General features: G+C 69.3%; 14 protein-coding genes. 8 read left to right on the top strand and 6 right to left on the bottom strand.

Annotated features, from left to right (window positions below; translation table 11 throughout):
* From QHF89_RS36780 to QHF89_RS36770, 3 genes are all read left to right on the top strand, one after another.
* Window positions 1-1,553, top strand: a 1,553-nt coding sequence (locus QHF89_RS36780; RefSeq protein ID WP_284721397.1) for a TolC family protein, incomplete at its 5' end; no start/stop codon positions are given.
* Between the two features lie 474 nt (window positions 1,554-2,027).
* Window positions 2,028-4,319 (top strand): sodium/proton-translocating pyrophosphatase, encoded by a 2,292-nt coding sequence (locus QHF89_RS36775; RefSeq protein ID WP_136967456.1) that lies wholly within the window; start codon window positions 2,028-2,030, stop codon window positions 4,317-4,319.
* Between the two features lie 105 nt (window positions 4,320-4,424).
* Entirely contained in the window at window positions 4,425-7,754 is a 3,330-nt protein-coding gene (locus QHF89_RS36770) for a DEAD/DEAH box helicase (RefSeq protein ID WP_284721396.1), read from the top strand.
* A 61-nt stretch (window positions 7,755-7,815) separates the two neighbouring features.
* Here QHF89_RS36770 and QHF89_RS36765 read toward each other — a convergent pair whose 3' ends face one another.
* From QHF89_RS36765 to QHF89_RS36755, 3 genes are read right to left on the bottom strand one after another with little or no spacing between them, the layout of a single operon-like run.
* Window positions 7,816-8,487, bottom strand: a complete 672-nt coding sequence (locus tag QHF89_RS36765; protein ID WP_136967458.1) for an ExbD/TolR family protein — start codon at window positions 8,485-8,487, stop codon at window positions 7,816-7,818.
* Complete coding sequence (locus QHF89_RS36760; RefSeq protein WP_136928458.1) at window positions 8,484-9,047, bottom strand: biopolymer transporter ExbD; 564 nt, start codon at window positions 9,045-9,047, stop codon at window positions 8,484-8,486. Before QHF89_RS36760 ends, QHF89_RS36765 begins: the two co-directional genes overlap by 4 nt.
* A 10-nt stretch (window positions 9,048-9,057) precedes the next feature.
* On the bottom strand, window positions 9,058-9,684 hold the full coding sequence (locus QHF89_RS36755) for a MotA/TolQ/ExbB proton channel family protein (protein WP_271925287.1): 627 nt from the start codon (window positions 9,682-9,684) through the stop codon (window positions 9,058-9,060).
* 812 nt (window positions 9,685-10,496) lie between these two features.
* Between QHF89_RS36755 and QHF89_RS36750 the strand changes: the two genes are divergently transcribed.
* From QHF89_RS36750 to QHF89_RS36735, 4 genes are all read left to right on the top strand, one after another.
* Window positions 10,497-11,159: a MotA/TolQ/ExbB proton channel family protein gene (locus QHF89_RS36750; RefSeq protein ID WP_136928456.1), complete on the top strand. Its 663-nt coding sequence runs from the start codon at window positions 10,497-10,499 to the stop codon at window positions 11,157-11,159.
* 193 nt (window positions 11,160-11,352) lie between these two features.
* A complete protein-coding gene (locus QHF89_RS36745; protein WP_136928455.1) occupies window positions 11,353-11,910 on the top strand; it encodes a biopolymer transporter ExbD in 558 nt (185 codons plus the stop codon).
* A 16-nt stretch (window positions 11,911-11,926) separates the two neighbouring features.
* Window positions 11,927-12,517 carry an ExbD/TolR family protein gene (locus tag QHF89_RS36740; RefSeq protein ID WP_232379443.1) on the top strand — a complete coding sequence of 197 codons (591 nt, stop codon included), beginning with the start codon at window positions 11,927-11,929 and terminating at the stop codon, window positions 12,515-12,517.
* A gap of 89 nt (window positions 12,518-12,606) precedes the next feature.
* Window positions 12,607-13,560: a hypothetical protein gene (locus tag QHF89_RS36735; RefSeq protein ID WP_136967459.1), complete on the top strand. Its 954-nt coding sequence runs from the start codon at window positions 12,607-12,609 to the stop codon at window positions 13,558-13,560.
* 11 nt (window positions 13,561-13,571) lie between these two features.
* Here QHF89_RS36735 and QHF89_RS36730 read toward each other — a convergent pair whose 3' ends face one another.
* The 3 genes from QHF89_RS36730 to QHF89_RS36720 are packed head-to-tail and all read right to left on the bottom strand — an operon-like array spanning window position 13,572 to window position 16,821.
* Window positions 13,572-14,831: a DUF4147 domain-containing protein gene (locus QHF89_RS36730; protein ID WP_136967460.1), complete on the bottom strand. Its 1,260-nt coding sequence runs from the start codon at window positions 14,829-14,831 to the stop codon at window positions 13,572-13,574.
* Window positions 14,828-15,487, bottom strand: coding sequence for a hypothetical protein (locus tag QHF89_RS36725; RefSeq protein ID WP_136967461.1), 660 nt, complete (start codon window positions 15,485-15,487; stop codon window positions 14,828-14,830). The genes QHF89_RS36730 and QHF89_RS36725 overlap by 4 nt, the downstream gene beginning before the upstream one ends.
* On the bottom strand, window positions 15,484-16,821 hold the full coding sequence (locus QHF89_RS36720) for an HD domain-containing protein (RefSeq protein WP_136967462.1): 1,338 nt from the start codon (window positions 16,819-16,821) through the stop codon (window positions 15,484-15,486). Before QHF89_RS36720 ends, QHF89_RS36725 begins: the two co-directional genes overlap by 4 nt.
* Before the next feature lie 410 nt (window positions 16,822-17,231).
* Here QHF89_RS36720 and QHF89_RS36715 point away from each other — a divergent pair, with 410 nt between their 5' ends.
* Window positions 17,232-19,355: a hypothetical protein gene (locus QHF89_RS36715; RefSeq protein ID WP_136967463.1), complete on the top strand. Its 2,124-nt coding sequence runs from the start codon at window positions 17,232-17,234 to the stop codon at window positions 19,353-19,355.
* The last annotated feature ends 11 nt before the right edge of the window (window positions 19,356-19,366 follow it).

The raw sequence follows: 19,366 nt of genomic DNA, 5'->3' as shown, positions 1-19,366 counted from the left end.
AACCCGCGCCCGGCGCAGTTCGCGCGGAGCCCGCGCCGCCCGCGCCGCCCGCGGCCGCACCCGCCGCCGCACCCGCGCCGCCTCCCCCCGCGACCGATCGCATCGCCGAAGCCCTCGCGCCCCAGTCCGGAGGCCTGACGCCGGACGAAGCCGCGCGCCTCGCGCTCCGCATCCGTCCGTCGCTGCGCGTCAAGCAGGCGGAGCTCCGCGCCGCCGCCGCGCGCGTCGATCAGGCGCTGCTGAACTACCTGCCCCGCGTGACGGTCGCCGCAGGCTACACGCGGCTGTCGCGCGTGGAGAACGTGCTCGGCGCGCCCTCGACGGCCTACGTGGGCACGAACCTCGATCCGGCGAACCCGCAGCAGATCCCCGTGCAAGAAGGGCCACTCGTGGCGAGGCCATGCCCGCCGCCCTTGTCGGGCAACTGCGTGACGGACATCGCGGGCACAGCGATCACCGCGGTACAAGCGCCGGCCTTCTCGTTCCCGGTGCTGCTGAACTCGTACTCGCTGACGGCCTCGATCTCGGTGCCGATCTCGGACTACGTGCTGCGCATCTCGCAAGGCTACGCGTCCGCGTCGCACGCCGAGAGCGCAAAGAAGCTGGAGGTCGAAGCCGAGGGGCTGACGGTCGCCGCCGACGCGAAGGTGGCGTTCTACAACTGGGTGCGCGCGAAGGGCAGCGCCGTGGTCGCGACCGAAGCCGTCGCGCAAGCCGAGGCGCACCTGAAGGACGCGCAGCTCACGTTCTCGGCAGGCCTGATCTCGAAGGCCGACGTGCTGCGTCTCGAAGCGCAGGTCGCAGCCGCGCAGCAGGTCGAGGCCGACGGGAACGCGCTCGCCTCGCTGGCCGAGGAGCAGATCCGCGTCGCGCTCGCGCTCCCGTCAGGCAAGCCGCTCACGATCGGCGTCGACGTGCTGCACGCGTCGGTGGAGCCGAGCACGGTGCAGCTCGCAGCGCTGCAAGACGAGGCGCTCGCGCGGCGGCTGGAGATCCGCGCGCTCGACGAGACAGAGCACTCGCTGAAGAAGCAGGTGTCGCTCGCCCGCGCCGGCTACTTCCCGCGCATCGACGGCTTCGCCGAAGGCCAGTACCAGAACCCAAACCAGCGCGTCTTCCCGCAGACCGACGAGTTCCGGTTCACATGGAACGCAGGCGTGCGGCTCTCTTGGACCATCAACGATACGCTGACCGCGATCCCGACCGTGACCGAGGCAAAGTCCCGCGTGGAGCAGATCGCAGCGCAGAAGGAGCAGCTCCTCCAAGGTCTCAAGCTCGAAGTGGCCTCCGCCCACGCCGAGCTCAAGCGCGCCGAAGCAAACATCGACGCCGCCGACCGCGGTCTCGCCGCAGCCGAAGAAGGTCTACGCGTCCAGAACGAGCTCTTCCGCGCAGGACGAGCGACCGGCGTCGCACTCGTCGACGCCGAAGCCGAGGTGACACGCGCACGCCTGCGCCGCGTCGACGCACGCGTCGGGATCCTCGTCGCACGAACACGCCTCGAACACGCGACAGGCCGCGACGTGGAAAAGGCCAACACGGCGGCGCGGTAGTCTTTCGCAACGGCGCGGAGCTGGGGCGTTGCCCCAGGCCCCACCAGGGGCTGTCCGCCCCTGGACCCGGACCAGCCAGGGGCTGGACCCGGGGTCGATGAACTGCGCGGTGCGCAGTTCATCGAACAGCCAGGGTCAAGACGGCCAACGATCCTGCCCACCAAGACCGCCACGCGGACGCTTTGACTGGCAACGAACCCGTTGCCCGTCGAGACGCACCTCCATGGTCTTGCTCCGGGCCCGTTGGAAGAACTGCGCATCGCGCAGTTCTTCCACCCTCGGTCCAGGCCGTGCCTGGTCCGGGTCCAGGGGTGGACAACCCCTGGTCGGGTCCGGGGTGAAACCCCGGCGGGGCGACGCCTTCAGCTTGCTCTGCCGCGGACATCGCGGTAGTGGACCTCCCCGCGGCCCGCCTTCCATGCGGACGGGGTTCGTGTCGACGAACTCACGGGCGAATGGTCGCGATGTCCTCTCATGACTGAGCTCGCGCTCATCCTTGGCATCAGCCTGCTTGGCATCGGGTTCGCGGGGTACCTCGCGCGCTGGGTGCTGGGTTGCCCTACGGGGGAGGGGGACATGCCGCGGGTTGCGGCCCGGATTCGGGCGGCGGCGGTGTACTTCACGAACCGGTTGCGCGGCACCATCCTTGCGGTCTCGGCTGTGCCGGGGGGTGGGATCTTCCTCGCGTATGGGCTGGCTCGGCAGAAGCCGGAGGTCCAGGCGTTCCCGCCGCTCGAGCTTGGGGCTTGGCTCACGCTCTCCTTCTCGCTGGGTGTGGGGTCGGCGGTTGCGGCGGCGCAGGTCGCTGCTTGGACGGCGACGCGCGCGAATGTCCGTGCTGCGAGTGGGGCGCGGCGCTCGCTTGATCATGCGCTTCAGATCGCGATTCGTGGTGGGGCGGTCTCGGGGCTCTTTTCGGTCTCGCTTGGGCTCATCGGGCTTGTGGGCCTCTTTGCTGCGGTGTTTGCGCAGAAGGGCGGCTTCTCGGCGGAGCCTGGCAACGCGTTGAAGCTGGCTCCTTCGATCCCGCTCGTCATCGCGGGGTATGCGCTTGGGGGCGCGTTTGCTGCGCTCATTGCCGAGCTTGGCGGCGGGGCGTTCGCGAAGAGCGCGGACATGGGCGCGGATCTCGTCGGCAGGGAGCTCGGCTTGCCCGAGGATGATGCCCGGAATCCGGCCACCATCGCGGACCTGGCCGGGGATTGTGCGGGCGAGGGCGCGGGGAAGGCGGCGTCGGCGTTTGCTTCGACGGCGGCGGAGAACCTGGGCGCGATGCTGCTTGGGGCTGCCGTCTTCCGCCAGAACGAGGGCATCCCGAGTGTCCTCTCGATCATGTTGTTTCCGGTCGTCACGCGCGCCTTTGGTGTCCTCGCTGCGATGTTCGGGGTCATGGTCGTGCGCACGGACGACCGCGAGGATCCGATGAATGCGCTGGCGCGTGGCTTGTTCGTGACGGCGCTGCTCGGCGCAGTGGGCACGGCGGGCGCGGCGAAGTGGCTGCTCGGCAAGCACTGGCTGCCGCTCTTTGGCGCGGCGGCCGTGGGCATGGCCGCGGGGATCCTCCTCCTCTTCGTGGCGCAGTACTACACGGAGCACCGCTACCGGCCCGTTCGTGAGATCGCCGAAGCTGCGCGTGTCGGCCCGCCGCTCGCGATCCTCCGTGGGGCTTCGGTGGGACTCGAGAGTGCGCTCGCTCCGCTCGTGATCCTCGGCGCGGCTGTGGCGTCGGCGCATGTCCTCGGCGCGCGCACCGGCCTGGAAGGCGGCGGTGCGCTCGGGATCGCGGTGGCCACGATGGGGCTGCTCGGCACGGGCGCTTATGCGCTCGCGATGGCTGGTTTTGCTCCGATCATCGACAGCGCGGGCGGGATCGTCGAGATGACCATCGGGCGCGAGCGCCCTGACGTGCGCGGCCGGACCGTGGTCCTCGACGCCGTCGGCAACACGGCGAAGGCGTTCGCGCGGGCGCATACGGGCGCTGCGGCGCTGCTCGCGACGTCGATGCTCGTGTCGGTTTGGCTGGATGAGGCCAAGCGGCGGCTGCCTGCGGGCAAGCCGGCCGCAGCGGCCGTAACTGCGCTGCAGGTGGGCCGGCCGGAGGTGTACCTCGGCGCGGCGGTCGGCATCGTCCTGGTCGTATGGTTTGCGGCGCGGTGCATGGGCGGCGTGTCGCGCGCGGCCAGGCGTGTGCTCGAGGAGGCGCGCCGGCAGATCAACGCGCCTTCGTCGCTCGGGACGAGCACGGCGTGGACGCCGCCGCACCCGCGGGCGTCGCGGCCGAGCCAGGCGTCGGCGCCTGCCACGCGGGCGGGGCTTGGCGCGCCCGACCTGGACGCTTGTGTGGAGCTCGGCAGCCGCGCGGCGCTTGGTCATGCGATCACGCCGGCCCTGGTCGCCGCCTCGGTGCCGATCGCGGTGGGACTGGGCTTGCGCTTCGCCGGAACGGAAGATAATCCTCTAGCCGTTGCCGACGCGGTCGCCGCCTTGATCCTGGCCGCGACGATCGCAGGCGTCCTTGGCGCGCTCCTGCTTGGCAATGCGGGGGGCGCCTGGGACAACGCGAAGAAGTACATCGTGACCGGGGCGCACGGCGGGCGGTACCTCGTCGACGAGACCGGCGCGCGGGTCGACAACCCGACGTACCTCGCGGCGGCCTTCGGTGACACGGTCGGCGATCCGCTGAAGGACGCCGCCGGGCCCGCGATTCACGTGCTCGTGAAAATGCTTCCCGTGGTCACGCTCGTTTTTTTGCCGTTCTTCGTCTAGCCCGCGCCCCAAAGCGCGAACCACCCGATCGACGCGCCCGCTCGCCGCGGGACAAACCCCCCCCATTCCAACGTGCCGCCTCCGATCACCGACGCACTCTCCACCTTGAGCGACCGCGGGCTGCGCCGTTTGCTCGGCGCTCGCACGTTCCTCCGCGGTCTCGAATACTTCCGTCGCCGCGTCGTCGAGGACATCGACGTCCAGGAAATGAGCGCGAGCGGTGTCGTCCGCGCGAGCGACTCCGAGCCTTACCCGGTGAAGGTCGAGCTCACGCCGGACGGCATCAAGTCCTCCTGCTCGTGCCCGACGTTCTCGAAGGGGGGCCAGCACTGCAAGCACGTCGCCGCGCTGCTCATCACGCTGCGGGATCAAGCCCGCGGCGCGCAGCCCCGTCGCGATCCCGTGCCCGCCCCGATGATGCCGCAGACCGCGCACGCCGGCGGCGACGCGCTCAAGCGCTTGCGAAGGCGCGATCGGCCGCGCGGCACGCAGGCGCCGCTCGGCAGCCCCGGCCCGGGGGCCCCGATGGGGCACATGGGCGCAAGCGAGAGGACCTCGATGGCCGCGATGGGACCGCCCGGCTCGTCCGTGATCACCGCGCCGCAGCAAGACGCGACGGCGAAACAAACCGGCATCGGCGCGTGGCTGCCTCCCGAGGGGCTCGGCGGCTCGCGGCGCGTGGAGTTCCGCCTGCACGTCCGCCAAGGGGCGCTCACGGTCACGGTGCTCGACGCCGACGCGCGCGTGCCGATCCTGCCCTCGACGGCGCTCGCCTGGCAGGCGCTCTATCCGACGCCCGATCGCGACGCCTTGCGCCTCCTTGCTCGCTTCGAGAGCGGCAACCCGCGGCACCCCGCGGTCGACGTGCGCGGCGAGGATGTCGCCGAGCTTTTGCCCTTGCTGGAAGGCCAGCGCGTGCTGCTCGAGCCTGCGCTCATGCAGCTCCGCTTCGCCGAGGAGCCGCTGCGGCCGCGCTTCGATCTGGAGACCGTCGGCGGCGACACGATCATCGTGAAGGCGAGCTTCGAGCGCCCGACGGACCGGCGTCGCTTCACGCTCTTGCAAGGCGGCTGGTTCGAGGGGTGGCCCGGCTGGCACGTCGATACGCAGGAGGGCATCGCGCGGCGCATCGACAAGCGCGTCTCGCCCGCCGCGATGCGCAGGCTCTTGCGCTCGCCGACGATCGGCGAGCCGATGCGTGACCTCGTGCGCCTGATCATGCAGGGCTTGCCGAAGGTCGCGCTGGAGGTCGGCGCAGAGCTGCCGGATCTCGCGCAGATCGCCGATGTCGTGGATTTGCCCCCGACGTTCCGCATGCGCGCGGGTGGCTCGCTCGTCGAGGCGCACGTGCAGCTCTACGCCGCGTATGGCGAGGAGGAAGTGCAGGTCCGCGCCGACGGGATCTCGCCGCCCGTGCTCGTGCAGCCGCCCGAGGAGGGCATGAAGCGCGCGCGTTGCGTGCGCGTCGACATCGCGTTGCAGCAGGAGGCGGCGGCGCGCTTGCTAAGCCTCGGCCTCAAGCCCGACGAGACGGGCCAGGAGTTCGTGGCGAGCGGCGATGCGGCGATCCGCTTCTGGAGCGAGGGCCTCGCGGAGCTGCCCGAGGACTGGGATCTTTTCGTCCCGGAGGACCTCGTCGACACGCAGGTCCGGCACAAGCCGCTCGGCGTCTTCGCCAAGGTCACGAGCGGGATGGACTGGCTCAACGTGCGGCTCTCGTTCGAGAGCGAGGGCATCGCCGTCGATCGCGACGAGCTGCGCCGCTGTCTCACCGAGGGCAAGAAGTACGTGCGCCTCGAAGACGGCTCGTTCGCGCCGCTCGATCCCGACACGATCCGCTCGATGCTCGACCGCGAGATCGAGCTCATGACGGCGGCCGGTCGCAGCGGAAAGCTGCCGCTCGCGCACGCGGGCCGCATCCAGGAGCTGCTCTCGCAGGTGAGCGGTTCGAACGTGGCCCAGGGCGCGCGCGAGCTCTTCCACAAGCTGTCGAGCATCGAGGAGATCGAGAGCACGAAGAAGCCGCGGGCGCTCAAGGCGACCTTGCGCCCCTACCAGGAGGCCGGCCTCTCGTGGCTCAAGTTCATCCACGACATCGGCTCCGGCGGCGTGCTCGCGGACGACATGGGCCTCGGCAAGACGGTGCAGACGATCGCGCTGCTCCTCAGCGTCAAGCAGGAGGAGAAGCACGTCAAAGCGCTGATCGTGGCCCCGACGAGCGTCGTGACGAACTGGGAGCGTGAGCTCGTCCGGTTCGCGCCGACGCTCCGGGTGGCGCTCTGGCACGGCGCGGATCGCAAGGACCAGATCGAGGAGGTCCAGGAGGCCGAGGTCATCATCACGAGCTACGCGCTGCTCCGTCGCGACGAGGAGTTCCTCGCGAAGCTCGACCTCACCTACGCGATCCTCGACGAGGCGCAGCACATCAAGAACCCGCTCTCCGCGACCGCGGCCGCCGCGAAGCGCCTCAAGGCGCGCCGCAGGCTCGCGCTCACGGGCACGCCGATCGAGAACCGCCTCTCCGAGATCTGGTCGATCTTCGACTTCGTCTCGCCGGGTCTGCTCGGGACGCTCGACAAGTTCGAGGCGCGGCTGGCGCGGCCGATCGAGGCCGGCGACTACAAGACCGCGCAGCGCCTGCGCTCGATCATCCACCCGTTCATCCTGCGCCGTACGAAGCAGGAGGTTGCCAAGGACCTGCCCGAGAAGATCGAGACCGATCAGATCTGCGATCTCACGGGCGATCAGCGGTCGATCTACATGCAGGTGGCGCGCGAGGTGCGGGCGCAGGTGCTCGGCGAGGTGGAGCGTGTCGGCATCGCGAAGAGCCAGCTCCAGATCCTCGCGGGCCTCACGCGGCTGCGGCAGGCGGCCTGCGATCCGCGTCTGCTCGGGCTGCCGCGCGAGTTCTCGGACGAGGACTCGGGCAAGCTCGTGGCGCTGCGCGAGCTCATCGCGAACGCGGTCGAGGGCGGCCACAAGGTGCTCGTCTTCAGCCAGTTCGTGATGATGCTGAAGATCATCGAGCGGGCGATGAAGGAGGACGGCGTGCCGTACGAGTACCTCGACGGCGCGACGAAGGATCGCATGGAGCGCGTGGAGCGCTTCCAGAACGATCCGACGGTGCCGGTCTTCCTGATCAGCCTGAAGGCCGGCGGGACGGGCCTGAACCTGACGGCGGCGGATACGGTGATCCACTTCGATCCGTGGTGGAACCCGGCCGTGGAGCAGCAGGCGACGGATCGCGCCCACCGCATCGGGCAAACCCGCGTCGTGACGGCCTACCGGCTCGTCGCGGAGGGGACGATCGAGGAGAAGATCCTGCAGCTCAAGGCGAAGAAGCGCGAACTCGTGGCCTCGGTCCTCAGCGAGGATCAGGGCGGAGCCAAGAAGCTCACGAAGGCCGATGTGGAGGAGCTCTTCTCCGTCGATTGACGGGCGAAGGAAGGGCAGGGAAGGGAAGGGGCCCGCGCGCCGCGACTTGCGGCCGCGGGCCTTACTTCTTCCCGCTCAGGATCATCAGGTGGTACTTGCCGAACTCGCTCTGGCCGAGGGTGTAGAGCACCTCGATGAGCAGCCGGTAGGGCGTGGTCTTGTCGGCGACGATGCGCGCCTCGGACGTGGACGGGTCGAGGCCCTTGGCGGCGCGGACGGCCTTGTCGATCTCGCGCGCGTGCTGGAGCGAGTTCGCCAGCGGCACGATGTAGAGGTCGTTCGGGCCGCTGCGCTTGTGCTTGGCGTCGATGCCCGACTGCGCGAGTTGCTCGCGGCTCGGCAAGGTCACGACGGGGGTGGACTCTTCGCCGACCAGGATCTGCGTCTTCGAGACGACCACGAGCACGCCCTCGTCGCTCGGCTCGCCGACCATGACGGACTGCGGCAGGCGGAGGTCGTCGGACTGCGGGATCGCGCCGGCCGACGAGGCGAGGCTCTTCAGCAAGAAGACCAGGATGATGGTCATCAGGTCGAGCATCGCCGTGATGTTGAGGAAGTCGATCTCGGGCTCGCGCGCGTTCTTGCGCTTCGCCTTCCTCAAGGCGGCCTTGTACTTGACGAGGCTGCCCTTCTGCGGCTGCGGAGCCCGCGGGCGCTGGTTCGGGGCCGAGCGCGGCGCGTTCGGGCCGCTGTCTTGCGCGGCTTCCGGCTCGAAGGTGTCTTCGGTGCTCATCGCGCCACCCCGAAGTGCACGTCCGAGAAGAGCTCCTCTTCGCCGTCTTTTCGGAGGGCGTCCATCGTGTCGATGATCGTCCCGTACTCGACGCCCGGGTTCGCGGTGATGGTCACCTGGGTCTCCTCCTTGAACTCGGGGGCTGCGTTCTTGAGCCGCTTCGCGCAGCTCGTGACGGCGGCGAAGTCGTGGATGCTGCCCTCGCGCATCGGGATGGTGATGCCGGCGCCGATGCCCTGACAACCCGGGGCGACGTTGCCGCTCGAGGTCTTGAGCGAGATTCCCTGCGTCGTGATGAACGCCGAGAGGTTCAGCGCCTTGGTCGCCACGTCGCTCCGACCCTTGCCGCCGATGGCGGGCGGGGTCGTGTCGATCGAGGCGATGAAGGTGACCGAGACGCTGGCGAGCACGAACATCATCACGTTCGTGATGATGTCGAGGAAGGGCACGATGTTGAGCTCACCCGCCTCCTCTCCCGGCTCCGGCTCTTTCGGCTGAGAAAGCCGCCGGATGCGCGATTTCTGCGAGGCGCTGAGCGGAGCGTCGTGGGTCTCAGCCATGGGCGACGCTCTAGAAATTGGGCTTGGCGATCGTCAGCAGGTTGAACACGCGCTCGGTGGTCGACTCCAGATCGTGCTGGATGTTCTTCGACCGCGTGTGGAGCAGCACGTGCGCGATCATGCAGAGCACCGCGATACCGAGGCCGAACGCCGTGTTGTACATGGCCTCCGCGATGCCGTTCGAGAGCATCTGCTGCTTGACGGCGGCGGAGAGGCCGGGGGCCGAGATCGAGGCGAAGGTCTTGATGAGACCACTCACGGTACCGATGAGGCCGATCAGCGTGGCGATGTTCGCGAGGGACCAGAGCAGCCCGACGCGCTTTTCGACGGCGGGCTTGAGCTCGGAGAGCTTCTCGCTGAGGGCTGCGTCGATCTCGTCGGCGCCTTTGCTGGCCTGGGTGAGGCCGGCCTTGACGAGCTGCAGGATCGGGTAGTCGCCGGCGTCGCAGAGCTTGATGGCGCGGTCGATGTTGCCTGCGACCACGAGCTTCTTGATCTGGGCGAAGAACTCCTTCGAGTTCACGCGGTAGCGGTCGAGCTGGAAGTACGCACGCTCGATGATGACGGTCACCACGATCGCCGAGACGACGAGGTTCATCACGAGGAACGTGGGGTTCTCCTTGATGGCCCCCCACATCCCGACCTCTCCTCCTTCGGACGCCAACATGAACAGGTGACGCATCCTCGCAGTCCCTTTCTCCCTACCCAAGTCACCAGAGCGCCACGATCCGTGGTTATGCCCTATGCGCAAAAGTCGCGTTGGGGCGCGACTATAGCCGCCGCTCGATCTCCCAGGCAAGCGGCAGAGGATCGTGTGAGCGGAGCCCCTGCCGCGTCGTGACGTGGGCTGCTTGGGCTTCGTCCGATGAGGCTGGATCCTTCCAAGTTCGTGGGGAACGTGCAGTGTTTACCGCGTCGCTCGCGCGATCTCGACCAAATGTTGCTTGACGAGAGAGGGTCTGAATCGCGAAGATGCCGGTCGCCTGGGCGATGAAGCTTCAACGATGGCCGATTCGCGCTGGGTCGACGGAGACGATGATCCTTGGGTACCGGCCATTTGCCCCGTTCGGATGCGGGCGGGTAGACTGGCCCCGGAACACGCGAGCTCGTGCGAGAACACGGGATCTCGTGCTCCATCCTGGATCGCCGCTGACGAAGACACCCGAGACGGAACGAAGCCAAACACCCTACTTGCGTTGGGGCGCGCGGCTCGGCTAGCGTCCTGGTTCGCTTGGATGCCTTGGCCGAAGTCGTACCCTCCCCAGCGATGCAACGAAGCGGAATTCACGCGGAGAGCAACGAGCGGGGCGCGGGGCGCGAGGCCGCGACGGCCAGCGCGATCGCACGAAGACCGTCGCAGTAACTGCCGCATTCGATCCGGAATGGCTTTCATGTAGAGTGCGACACCTCGGCCCGAGCGGACGCGAGGCAAGCTGGAGGACCTGACAAATGCACGCAGCGTACGAGCACTTCAAAGAAGGTGGATGGGGCATGTGGCCCATCTTGTTCTGGTCGATCCTGACGATCGGCATCATCGTGGAGCGCTCCATCTATCTGTTCGGCGCGTCGATCAACAAGGACGTCTTCCTCGCCACGATGCAGAAGTGCATCCTCGCGGGTGACGTGGCCAAGGCCGTCAAGATGTGCTCCGCCGCCAACGCGCCGCTCGCCCGCATCGTGCAGGCTGGCCTCGTGAAGGTGAACCGCCCCGACGAGGAGGTTCAGGCTGCGATGGACGAGGCCGCGCTTCGCGAGCTGCCGCGCCTCAGCAAGAACACGCCGTACCTCGGCCTCCTCGCGAACCTCGCGATGCTCTCGGGCCTCCTTGGCACCGTGACGGGTCTGATCATGGCGTTCGGCTCCGTCTCCGGTGAGTCGATCGATCCGAGCCAGAAGGCGCGCGTTCTCGCGGCAGGCATCTCGGAGGCCATGAACTGCACGGCGTTCGGCCTCGCCGTCGCCATCATTGCCCTCATCGGCTTCGCCATTCTCAACGGCAAGACGCAGCACCTCGAGGACGACATCAACGAGGCGTCGGTCATGGTGCTGAACCTCGTCGTGACGAACCGCCAGAAGGTGAACGTCGCGGCCGTGGGCCAGGCGGCTGCCTGAAATCCACCTCCGGGGCGGCGCCAGCGCCCGCGCCGCCCCCGCCGTGATCTCGGGAGAAACTTTCACCCAGATCCGTTGTCGTACAAAGGGCAATGCCCTGCCCGCGAGGGCGGGCAACGGTAGCGTGTAGGGGGCGCGTCATGCGTCCCCATCGCAGTACGCTCGCGAGAGCGAGCATCGCAGGAGGCAGCCCATGGGTGGCGTAGACGTAGGCAGCGAGGGCGGCAAAAAGAAAGCGACGAACGCGGAAATCAACATGGTCCCGTTCATCGACCTGTTGATGTGCACGATCGCGTTCCTCTTGATCACGGCTGTGTGGGTCACGAACTCGCGCATGAACGCGGACGCGCAGGTGCCTGGGCCGCCGAACCCCGACAAGGAACTCACGCCGCAGACGCCCGAGAAGGTGCTGAATCTGCACATCGGCGAGAGCGATTTCGCGCTCGTGTGGAAGCAGGGCGCGACCGTCGTGAGCGAGGTGCGTGTCCCCAAGCCGCCGCCGAATGACAGCCCCGTGATCCGGTATCCGGACCTCGCGAAGAAGCTCGAGGCCGAGTGGAACAGCAACGGCAGCCATCGCGATCCGAGCGACAAGAAGCTCGATCAGGCGATCATGCACACCGACAACCGCACTCCCTTCAAGGAGGTCGTCGCGGTGCTCGACGCGCTTTACGCGACGAAGCGCAAGGTGAAGCTCCCCGAGGGGGACAAGGATCTGCCGGTCTTCAACATGACGTTCTCCGTCCGCTGAGCAAGGGAGACCTGAGATGGGTGGCCACGCCAAACCTCCGGCGAAACATCACAACCCGCACGCCCACGTCATCCACCAGCCTGGCCGGCGGTTGATGCACCACATCCCGCTGAAGTTCGTCTGGAACAAGGTGGCGGGGCATGGCAGGCGGAGCGGCAACGCTGCGCTGAACCTGGTCAGCTTCATCGACTTCTTGATCACCACCGTCATCTTCCTCCTGATGTCCTTCTCGGCGTCCGGTGAGATCACGGTCGACAAGAACGTCAAGCTGCCGAAGGCCGAGAACGTCGAGGACATCATCGACGCGCCGATGGTCGCCGTGAACGGCAACCAGATCCTCGTCGACGGCACGCTCGCCGGCTCGACGCGCGCGATCGAGGAGCTCGGCCGCATGCAGAAGATCGACGAGCTCTTCAACCTGTTGAAGAACAAGCGCGAGCTCTGGAAGCAGGTGCAGCCGAACAAGCCGTTCCCCGGCGTCTGCATCCTCCAGGTCGATCAGAACGTGCCCGCGATCGTCGTGAAGAGCGTCTTCCAGACCGCTGCGTTCGCCGGTTATCCGAACGTCAGCTTCATGGTCGCCAAGCTTCCCAAGTCGGGAGGCTGAAAGCCAAGCCCATGCCGCCCAGCGCGGATGAACGACCCCGCGGCCTGCCCTCGCTGGTCCAGTCCAAACAGGACCGCGGGGCGGGCCGTATGCGGTGGCCCGCCCCCAAAGTTTGGGCCTGGATCGGCCTCGTGATGGCCGTCACGGTCATCATCCAGTGGAAGTGGTCCCAAGGCCGCCTCGAGAGCGAACGAAGCGGCGTCCTCGCCAAACAACGCGCTGTCGTCGCCGAGCTCGGTCCGCGCTGGTTTCCCCTGCGTGACCGGATCGAGCGCTGGACGGTCGACCTCGCGAAGGAACCGGCATCGGACGTCGTCGAGACGGAGATCCTCAAGGCCTGGAGCTTCCGCGACAAACCCGGCATTTACCTCCGCCTCGACGCCGACCAGGCCACGAGCGCCGAGGCCATCCGCAAAGCCGCGAACGACTCGCTGCGCGACGGGTTCACCGCCTGCCTGTTCACGGCGGAAAACAAGAACCAGCTCTCCGGCAAGGAGTGCAAGCGCACCCGCGATTGCGCCTTCGGCGAGATCTGCAACGAGCTCGATCGCTGCGCGCCGCCCGCGCAACCCTACAACCTGCGCGTCGCGTATCGCTCGCTTCGGATCCTGTCCGAGGACTGGGTGAAGGAAGCGCAGGATGCATCGGGCGAGCTCCGGTTGCGCGCGCTCACGAGTTTCTTCGAGGACGCCGTCCGGGACGACATCCCGATCGCGGTCGACCTCCTGGCCCGCGCGCAGTACCTCGCCGTCGTGCTCGACGAGACGCCGCCGAACTTCCAGGTCCCCGCGGGCGTGTCGAAGTCCGAGGCGTTGCGCGCCGTGCCCCACGCGTCGCGCGTCGGCATCTGGCGGCTCTCGGACAACAAGCTGGTTCTCCGCGTCCGCCGCTCGCCCGAGGTGGAGCTCAAGATGGCCGGCGCGCAGCTCGACGAGCGCGTCGTGAACGCCCAGCAGCGTCAGGCCTTGAGCTGCGCCCTCGCAAACGCCGTCCGCGACGCGATGGGCGATACCCAGGCGGGTGTCGTCCCTCCCGCGCCGTAAAACCCCCCGCCTCAGGTTTCCGGAAACACCCGCGCCAGGATGTGCAGATCCGTAAGGTTCTGCCCCGTCGGGCCCGTGTCGATCGCCGTGTCGAGGGCGTGGTGGATCGCGGCATCGTCGTAGCCAGCGAGCGCCGCGTCGATGCACGCTGCATCGAAGTCGCCCGCGGCGCCGAGGCTCACGACGGCGCCCGCGGCGGAGGAGCTTCCGTCGGTGCCGTCGGAGGCGCCGCAGAGGAGCGCGACGCCCGCAGGAAGTCTTTGCAGGGCAGCAAGCGCGACCCAGCCGGCACGTCCGCCGCGTCCACGTTCGGACGGTAGGACGAGCGTCGGCTCGCACGCGACGACGATCGCGCTTCCTGGGTCGAGCGCCGCGGCCTGCGCGAGGCGTTTTTCCACCACGGCGCGCGCATCGCCGCCTTCGGGGGGCTCGATCCGGACGGAAAAACCACGCGCGGAGAGGTTCGCGGCGGCGGCGCGGGCGAAGTCCTCGGGGCCGGCGAGCAGGCGGGCCGCGGTGCGCGTGGGGAACGGCGTTTCGGTGTCGTCGAGGTGGGGCGCGAGGCGCGCGGCGAGGTCGGCGGGGGCATACCGGGCGAGCACGGCGCGGGCCTCGGCGGCGGTCGTGGGATCGGGGACCGTGGGGCCGGAGCCGATGTCGTGCAGCGCGCCGCCGACGACGTCGGAGAGCGCGAGCGTCTCCACGAACGCAGGCGCGGCCGCCGCGGCGAGCCGTCCGCCTCTGATGCGCGAGAGGTGGCGGCGCACGAGGTTCACGTCGTGGATCGGCGCGCCGCCTTCGAGGAGCACGCGGACGACGTGGCGTTCGTCGTCGAGGTCGAGCCCGGGCGGAGGCAACACGAGGAGCGCCGAGCTGCCGCCCGAGATCAACGCGAGGACACGATCCGATGGGCCGAGGCCACGCACGTGCGCGAGCGCCGCGTGGGCCGCCGCGACGCTGCGTTCGTCGGGGACCGGGTGCGCAGCGCGGAGGACGACGGGCGCGCTCTGGAGGTCGAGCCCGCGAAACGCGAGCGGCGCGCCGTCGACGGTCACGACGAGCGTGGCCTCGATGCAGTCGCCCCAGCGGGAGATGGCGCCCCGGGCCATCGCCGCCGCTGCTTTGCCCGCGGCGAAGAGCCGGACACGCGCGCCTTCGGGGGGCCGCGAGGGCAGGGCCTCCGCGACGAGGCGGGCGGGGTCGAGCACGGCGAGGCTCTCTCGGAAGACCTCGGCGAGGACGCGCCGGAGGGCTGCCTCGGCGGCGATCATCGTTCGAGCCGATCGGTCACGTCCACGAGGTGAACGGGCACGATGTGGCGCCACGTGAGCGTGACCGAGAGGAGCGCGCCCTGATCGATGAGGTGGAAGGGCGCTGCGCTGGCGAACGCGCCCGGTCGGACGCGGAGCGCGCCGCGCACGCCGAGCACCGGCCCCGTGGCGCTCGCGAAAAACGGAAAGCCGAGGCCGATGGAGAACTCGAACCCGGGCTCGGCGCTGAACGTGCCTCCGCGCGGGGCTTCCCAGAAGGCGCCGAGGCCGAGCGCGAACGAGTCGAGGCCGAGGTCGAAGCGCGCGGGCCCGCGCTCCAGGTTCGTCGCGAAGCGGCCGAGGAAGAGCGGCTCGATCACCACGCCGGTCGCGATCGATCGCGTGACCGCCGGGCCGTCCGTGCCGAGGGCGTCGGTGTAGTGCGCGTACAGGCCCGCGGACGACACGTACAGGAGGGACGCGTGTGCAGCGAGCGCGGGGCCTCCGCGCGCGAACGCAGCGCCGGCGCCGATGCGCACATCGAGGTCGCCGTCGAGGCGCCCGTAGACGCCGTCGGGCCCATCGTCGTCGGCCTGCGCCGTCGCGGCCGAGCTTCCGAGCACGAGCAGCACGGCGACGCCCACGCCGCGCGTCCCCAAGCCGCGCGCGGGGCTCAACGGACGAACGCCTCCCGCATCGCGTCGCGCAGCTCCGGGGCGAAGATCAACCGGCAGCGGGTGAGCGTCTCGTTGCGCAGACGATCGAGCAAGAACGAAACCTCCGAAGGGGGACGGGGCTTGCCGCTCGGGAAGACCACGTGCAGCGAGTCGTCTTCGGCATACGGCGTGTCCGTCGCGACGTCGAGGCCCACGTACAGGTCCGGATCGAGCCCCTGCTCCGAGGCGATCGCGCGCGCGGCGGCGAGCGCCTTCTCGCGGGCCCCGTCGTCGAGCGCGCCGAACGTGCTGCCGGTGAAACCCTCGCCGTCCGCGTGCGCCTCGGGCGAGAGCTCGATCGTCTTGAACAGCGAGCGCGTGCGGAGCCTCCGGCAGAGATCACTCAGCGTGGGGTCTTTCGCTTCCTCCCACGCGTGGATGGCGCCGAGCAGGACCTGGTCGTCGAGCTCGAGGTACTGATCGAGCGAGGGCACGTCCCCCGCGGCGACGGCGGCGATCGCGGGTGGCAGGACGGGCAGGCGCGTGCCATCCACGACGAGCGCGAGGGCGCGGCGCAGGATCGCGCCGATCATCCACTCGGCCGCGCGCGTGGCTTTGTGGAAGTAGACCTGCTGGAACATGAAGTAGCGCGCGAGCAGGAACGACTCGATCGCGACGATGCCCTTCTGCCCGTCGATGGCGAGCGAGGGCGCGTGGTGACCAGGGGGGCCGCTCGGCTCGCTGAAGCGGAGGCTGCGGAGCAGCCAGGGCAGGTCGTAGTCGCCGTAGCGCACGCCGGTCGCGTGGGCGTCGCGCAGGAGGTAGTCGCAGCGGTCGACGTCGAAGGTGCCGCTCACCGCGCGGGCGAGGTAGGGCAGCTCGTGCTTGCCTTCGACGAGATCGGCCACGCGGCGCGGCAGGCTTGGATCGTCCTGTGCCAGGATCCGGTGCAGCTCGCATGCTGGGTCGAGGAGGATCCTCGCGGTCCACGTCTCGTGCTCCACGGCGCCCGGCATCGCTGCTTCGAACAGGTGCGAGAGCGGCCCGTGTCCGACGTCGTGCAGGAGCGCCGCCGCGATGGCGTCGCGCGCGCGCTCGCTCGTCACGCGTTGCCAGAACGGCAGCTCTCGATCGATCTGCCGGAGACGCGCGAGCAGGAGCTTCATCACGTGCGCGGCGCCGATCGCGTGCGAGAAGCGTGTGTGCTCGGCGCCCGGGTACGCGAGCGAGGTGAGCCCGAGCTGGCGTATCCGCCGCAGCCGTTGCATCTCTCTGGCGCCGAGGAGGCGCGACACGATCGAGTCTTCTTCGCTTTCGAACGCGACGAGCCCATGCACTGGGTCACGCAGGATCACTCATGTCCTCCAGGGATCCATCGTAGTCCCGCATCATCCATCCGGCATCTCCTCGTGCGCATCGGGAGTTCCCTGACGCTGTCGATCACGCTCAAAAAATTCCCGGTAAAACCTCTGTCGAATTCCAGCCGTGGTAGCAACGGAGCCCAAGCAGGTCTTCCACGCGTGCGACCCGATGCGTTCGAGATGCGCACGAAAGTGGCGCGAAGACCGCAGAAATTGCGCCGATTGGGGGATGTCGGTGCACCCTTCGTCGTGTAGTGTCGTTCGTTGGACGTGAAGCGAGTCGACGCGTCCAACAACCCTCCTTCCATGTCGGTGATGTCATGACCTCCATCGGCGGACGACACGGCGAAGCCGCTCTGGATCCTGCGCACGGTGCCTCGAAGGGACAACGCGCTTCGCGCGCCGTGGAACTCGAGCCCGCGTCCGATGAGGCCGAAGGCGGATCGCCTCGCCGGCTCGATCACATCCTCCGCGCGCTCCCCGACTCCGAGCTCGCGGCGCTCATCCGCCGCCTCGGCATACGCATCGATACGCAGAAGCGCATCGACGCGCCGTCGCAGGTCGCCCGCGCGCTCGTCGGCATCCCCGACGTGCGTGATCCGTCGCGCCTGCAGGCGTCGAGCCGCGAGCTGCTCCACCGCATCGCCGAGGCCGGCGGTGCGCTCGTCGTGCCCACGTTGCCCGCGGGGCTCGAGCCGCTCGTCGCGCGTGGCGTCGTGTATGCGCGCAAGATCGACGAGGGCATCGAGCTCGTCCTTCCAACCGCGTTCCTCGTGCAGCTCAAGTCCTGGGAGAGCGAGGACCCGCGCGCCCTCCGCGCGCTCCTCTCGCAGGCGTCGTTCGAGACCGTCAGCGCCGTGGCCGCGCACTACCTCGGCCGCCCGGCCACGCCGCCGATCGCGCTCTCGCTCGAAGCCGCGTGGGAGACACTCTGCGACACGTCGCGCCTCGCGTCCGAGGTCGAGCGGCTCGCTCCGGTCGAGCGTCGCTTGCTCGAAGCCATCGAGGCCGTCGGCGGCGAGGTCGACACGCAGGAGCTGCTCGATCTCGAACGTGAGCCCATGCGCCTGCGCGGCGCCACCGGCATCACGGCCAGCCGGCGAGGCGCGGGCTTCGCGCTCGAACGTCGGGCCTTCCTGATCCCGATCCACCCGAACCGCCACGTCATCCCGACCGAGATCTCGACCATCGTCGGCGCCGAGCGCCGCAAGGCACGCGAGGCGCGCCGCGCGCAGATCCGATCGTTCGTCCTCGAAGAAGATCACGCCCCGCGCCGCGCCCGCTTCGCCCCCGATCCGGGCATGCTCGCGCTCGGCCTCGCGTACGCGGTGCGCGAGCCGGGCAGCGACGTTCGTCCCGGCGTGGGCACGCCTCGTTCGCTCCTCGTTCGTCTCGCCCAGCGCTTCGGCCGCGACGTGGAGATGGTCGCGCTCTCGGCCGCGGTTTCGCGCGCCATCGGTTTGTGGGAGCCCTCCGCGGCCTCGCCGGCCACGCCTCCGGGATCCCTCGCCGTGCACGAGCTCGGCCGCGTCCTCTTCGACACGTGGCGCCGCGGCGGCGCCTGGGACGAAGCGCGCCCCGAGCGCGAGGTGTTGCGCGCTGCCTCCGAGGGCCGTGAGTCGAGCCCGATCGGCGCCCTCCGCGAGATGGTCATCGACGCGCTGCAAGAGCTCGGCGAGGGCCGCTGGGTGCCGTGGGCCTCGCTCCGCGGCTACCTCGCCGCGGACGATCGCATCGGCGGCGTCGAGCGCCTCTTGCGCCGCTGGGGTGATCGCACCTCCAACGAAGCGCCCGAGGTCCTCGAAATCACGCGCCGCATCGCGCTCGAATCCTTGCCGGCGCTCGGCATCCTCGACCTCGGCGGCGACGACCTCGACGACGGCCCTGCCTTGCGCCTCACGCCGCGCGGCCGCGCCATGCTCGCGGGCACCGCGCCGAGCTTCGACGCGGCACCGAGCCATTTCGTCGAGACGCAGATCCTCCAGATCGCCCCCTCGGCGCGCGTCGCGCATGTGCTCGCGCTCGTCCCGTTCGCCGAGATCACGCGCATCGGCGACAAGGTCGATCTCCTCCTCGCGCCCTCGTCGATCGCGCGCGCCCTCTCCGCCGGGCTCGAAAGCGACGCGCTGCGCACGCGGATCGAGGCCGTCGCGAAGCTCCCCGAGGGCATCTCGCAGATGCTCATCCAGGCGAGCGTGGTGATCGGCCGCGCGAGCTTCGTCCCCGCCGCGGGCTTCCTGTGGGTGGAAGACGCGGAGATCCGCGAGCTTTTGCGCACGCGACGCCCCGCCTCCGAGCTCTTCATCGATCCGTCTCCGCCGTCCGGCTTGCTCCTCGCGCCCGACGTCGATCTCGAGCGCCTCGTGCGTCGCTGTCGCGCGCTCGGCGTCGAGGTCGAGTGCGACGGGAACCTCCTGCGCGCCCGCTCGGTCACGCCCATGCCTTCGAGCCAGGAGGCGCCGCCGCGCGCGCCTTCGACGAGCCGCGGTCGCTCACGGACCCCGGCCCCGCGCACGACCCGATCCTGACGAAAGAGCCC

Source organism: Polyangium sorediatum (genome assembly GCF_029946465.1).
Lineage (GTDB): Bacteria > Myxococcota_A > Polyangia > Polyangiales > Polyangiaceae > Polyangium > Polyangium fumosum.
This window is presented reverse-complemented; position numbering and strand designations above follow the sequence as displayed.